A 3,987-nucleotide genomic window follows, 5' to 3' on the forward strand; every position below is an offset into this window, starting at 1 on the left:
TGACGACGGGGCGTCCGCTCGCCGCTCTCACGTTCCCGACGCAACCAGCGGATCGCCGTCGAAATCCCAACACCAAACCGCGCCGCAATCGAGCGGGCCGATGCTCCCGCAGCTCCAGCCTCCAGAACCCGCTTCCGAAGATCATCACTCAATGCTCGTGCCATCACCCTCTCCATCAGGAAAAACGGTGAATCACAAGACGCCTTCACTGTCACCTCTCGATTCAGGATTCAGTGGAACTGCTCTAACACAGGCGAGCATTACCGGAACTGCCCCGACCGATCTGCCAACTAGTGGCTTCCATACCAACGCTCTTGCACTCCTCGCCCTGCTGATTGTCGGGGGGATACTGATGCGCGGTGTGCGGGAATCCGCCCGTGCGAATGCCGTGCTGGTTGTCGTAAAAATAAGTGTATTGCTGACATTTTTGCTGATCGGCGCGCGCCATGTCCAGCCTGCTCTCTGGCACCCCTTTCTGCCTCCGTCGGAAGGGCCGTTTCGCTATGGTGCATCCGGCTTTTTGCGGGCAGCGTCCGTCGTCGTCTTCGCTTATCTCGGGTTCGATACCGTCGCCACCGCAGCCGCAGAAGCACGCAAACCCGCCCGTGACCTCCCGATCGGGCTGATCGGCACACTGACTGTCAGTGCGTTACTCTACGCGCTGGTTTCTCTTGTGCTGACAGGCCTCGTGCCGTTTCGCACACTGAATGTGCCAGATCCGGTCGCCTTCGCCATGGCGCATGTTGGCTATCCCGGTATCGGAATGCTGCTGCGGGTCGGCGCGCTAGCCGGGCTCGCCTCTGTCATGCTGGCTAATACCTATGGCCATTCGCGCATTTGCTTTGCCATGGCCCGCGATGGGCTTCTGCCCAACTGGTTCACCCGGCTGCACCCCCGCCACGGTACACCAGGACACGGCATTGCGCTGACAGCCGGTGCGGCAGGCCTGCTGGCAGCCCTCTTCCCGATTGGCATTCTAGCTGATCTGGTCAGCATCGGCACAATGGTTGCCTTCGCCGGTGTTGCACTCAGCGTCATGCGTATGCGGGTCACCGCACCTGACATGGTCCGGCCCTTCCGCCTGCCTCTGGGCGGTGTGCGTGTCGGCGGATTATGGCTCGGCATCATACCCGTCTGCGCCTTATTCTTATCCCTTACAACAATTGGCGTCGTCATTGCCGGACTCTGGCAGCAAGCGCGGATGGGGCACCCTGCAGCCGCCATTTTCCTGCTTCTTTACGTTACAGCAGGATGTGTGCTGAGCGTTATCCGGGCGCGCATAGTGAATAAGAGCAGCCCAAAACAAGACCTGATAGCACCCGAAGAAAGTATTTCATGAGCAAGATTGATCCAGAAATCGCAGCCTTTCGCCGTCATATGGCTGATATGAGCCAGGATTTTCCTCCTTTTGAAACCCTGCCACCAGAGACCGCACGTCGTCTTGCTGCTCGGGGCCGCGCCACTCTGCCCAATCTGCCAACCCCCGACGTCATCATGAGCGAAGGCAAGATGGAGAGTGTCTCACCACCCATGAAATATCGGATCTATCGTCCTGCCGGCAAAATCACGGGCGTGCTCTTTTATCTACATGGCGGTGGATGGACGATTTTTGGCGTCGATACGCATGACCGCCTGACACGAGCCTATGCCGATCAGGGAAACCTGCTGGTCATCGCGCTTGATTATGCGCTCGCACCAGAACATGTCTTCCCGACCGCGCTCCATCAAATTACCACTGCAATCAGCACGCTTGCCAAAGATCTTGCTGGAGACATTGGACCTCTGCCCCTCTTCCTCGGTGGGGATTCAGCAGGGGCCAACCTTAGTCTTGCTACAGCACTTGCCCTGAGAGACACGCGTGCTCTGAAGCTAAACGGCCTGCTGCTCAGCTACGGCGTCTATGATTCTCGTTGTGAGAATGCCTCCTTCGATGCCTATAGCGGCCCCGAATACATGCTGACCCGTGATGAAATGGTGTTTTTCTGGAAACGCTATATCCCAGAGGCATCTTCCCGCACACACCCTCAGGCACATCTGCTCGCGGCAGACCTCCATGCCCTGCCGCCATGTTTTCTGACAATTGCAGAATGTGACGTGCTTTCTGATGAAAGTCACGCCATTGCCCATCAGCTACAAGAACACGGCAATGATGTGAAAGCACGTGTTTACAAAGGTGCCACGCATTCTTTTCTCGAAGCCCTTGACATGGCGGCTCTGGCCCGGACAGCAATCAGGGACCAACTGGAGTGGATTGCGTCAAACTCCTAGATATCGCAAAGGTACTTGCTCACCTGAGCGTATCCGTTATCTGACGCCCCCAAGACGATCGCTCCTGCGAATTACGTTCCGCGCGTGAGGGCCCATGACCATAATGTGCTTGCGGACGTCGGGTAACGCTCTTTGCAAGACATTAGCATAGATCAGCAAGATTCCAGATCTGAACATCTGGCGGTAAAGTCACGAAACCTCCACTGACTGACGATCTATCAACTTCTGCGCAATGCCGGTAAGGGTTGCCCGCCTCGAAGCCTGTGAGAAAAGGGGCGCTCCGATCATAAGTTCGTCCGGTTGATGCTGTTTTATAAAAGCGGAAATTTCTTCGACCACGACATCTGCCGTTCCTGTAAACGTATAACGCAGCGTTCGGTCAATAAGAGCCTGCTCCTGTTCGTTCCAGGAAACGGCGCGAGGTGCTGGAAATTGCGTTGGACGCCCCCGGCGTAACGCAACAAAATGCTGCTCCAGAGAAGTCGCTGCATGCTGCGCCTCGGCGGGTGTTTCTCCAATAATCGCATTGACGGCCAGCATGGCGTAAGGCTTCTGAAGACGTTCTGACGGTTCAAAACGCTGACGATAAAGGGCCAGAGCCTCTTCCATCAGCTCCGGTGCAAAATGACTGGCAAACGCAAACGGCAGGCCCATGATTGCGGCCAGATGCGCGGAAAACAGGGAAGAACCGAGCAGCCAGACGGGCACATCCAGCCCGGCTCCCGGCACAGCAAAAACCGTCTGACCCGGTTGGGGCTTCTCAAAATAATGCAGCAGTTCCGCAACATCCTGAGGGAAACGATCGGCAGAGCCGGGATCACGCCTCAGTGCCCGCATAGTCGCCTGATCGGAGCCTGGGGCCCGCCCCAATCCAAGATCGATCCGTCCGGGATAGAGAGAGTCCAGTGTCCCGAACGCTTCGGCCACGGCAAGTGGTGCGTGATTAGGCAGCATGATGCCACCTGCCCCCACCCGAATAGTTTTCGTCGCTCCAGCAATATATCCAATTGCCACAGCGGTCGCGGCGGAAGCAATGCCGGGCATCGCATGATGTTCCGCGAGCCAGAAGCGACGGAACCCTAAACCCTCTGCATGCAAAGCAAGGTCCGCGCTGCGGTGCAGTGCATCTGCGGCGGCACTGCCTTCATTGATGAAGGCCAGATCGAGAATTGAAAGCGGAATCATGCAGGCCCCTCCCTGTTTGCCAGGTTACTTATGTGGGGTCGATATCGCGTCACACCAGAGGACTGAGCAAAGCGTAGACAATTGCAGAGATACGGCTCCGGATTACACCGGCTCTACCGGTTCCCTTATTCATTTCTATTCTATTTTGGATAAGAATTTGAGCTGGCATTTCTACTCTGGAAGAGTGTGATGGATTTTATGGGTTTGGCAGGGAAGGATTAAGTGCAACGCAAAAACCCCGCCTGAGGAAGGCGGGTTGGATGTAGTGATTACAATTTAGTGGTAATTTTGGTTGCGGGGGCAGGATTTGAACCTGCGGCCTTCAGGTTATGAGCCTGACGAGCTACCGGGCTGCTCCACCCCGCGGTGGTGTTTTGTTGGGTAGACTGGAAGACCTGGCGGCGACCGACTTTCCCACGACTTAAGCCGCAGTATCATAGGCGCTGGGGGGTTTCACGGCCGAGTTCGGGATGGGATCGGGTGGATCACTCCCCGCCATGGCCACCAGGTCATCCAGTCCACCCTGAGTGGGGT

4 protein-coding genes, 1 tRNA gene and 1 rRNA gene are annotated in these 3,987 nt (G+C 56.7%); 2 read left to right on the forward strand and 4 right to left on the reverse strand.

Features of this window, described 5'->3' with window-relative positions:
* The coding region (locus tag KP699_RS15960) for a helix-turn-helix domain-containing protein (protein WP_215763271.1) at positions 1-164 on the reverse strand (164 nt) is incomplete at its 3' end.
* 23 nt (positions 165-187) lie between these two features.
* On the opposite strand from KP699_RS15960, the gene KP699_RS15965 reads away from it, so the two are divergent.
* Positions 188-1,339: an amino acid permease gene (locus tag KP699_RS15965; protein ID WP_215763312.1), complete on the forward strand. Its 1,152-nt coding sequence runs from the start codon at positions 188-190 to the stop codon at positions 1,337-1,339.
* Complete coding sequence (locus KP699_RS15970; protein WP_215763313.1) at positions 1,336-2,268, forward strand: alpha/beta hydrolase; 933 nt, start codon at positions 1,336-1,338, stop codon at positions 2,266-2,268. The genes KP699_RS15965 and KP699_RS15970 overlap by 4 nt, the downstream gene beginning before the upstream one ends.
* 189 nt (positions 2,269-2,457) lie before the next feature.
* On the opposite strand, the gene KP699_RS15975 is transcribed toward KP699_RS15970, so the two are convergent.
* The 3 genes from KP699_RS15975 to rrf form a co-directional block, all read right to left on the reverse strand.
* Positions 2,458-3,453, reverse strand: coding sequence for an LLM class flavin-dependent oxidoreductase (locus tag KP699_RS15975; RefSeq protein ID WP_215763314.1), 996 nt, complete (start codon positions 3,451-3,453; stop codon positions 2,458-2,460).
* Positions 3,454-3,742: 289 nt separating this feature from the next.
* Positions 3,743-3,819, reverse strand: a tRNA-Met gene (locus tag KP699_RS15980).
* A 27-nt stretch (positions 3,820-3,846) separates the two neighbouring features.
* Positions 3,847-3,962, reverse strand: a 5S ribosomal RNA gene (gene rrf / locus KP699_RS15985).
* Between the last annotated feature and the right edge of the window lie 25 nt (positions 3,963-3,987).

This window comes from Acetobacter sp. P1H12_c, assembly GCF_018811975.1.
Taxonomy (GTDB): Bacteria; Pseudomonadota; Alphaproteobacteria; order Acetobacterales; family Acetobacteraceae; genus Acetobacter; species Acetobacter persici.

Excerpts from the sequence above, each read along its gene's own strand:
- KP699_RS15970 (WP_215763313.1), top strand. The coding sequence starts at position 1,336 with ATGAGCAAGATTGATCCAGAAATCGCAGCCTTTCGCCGTCATATGGCT.
- KP699_RS15975 (WP_215763314.1), bottom strand. The coding sequence starts at position 3,453 with ATGATTCCGCTTTCAATTCTCGATCTGGCCTTCATCAATGAAGGCAGT.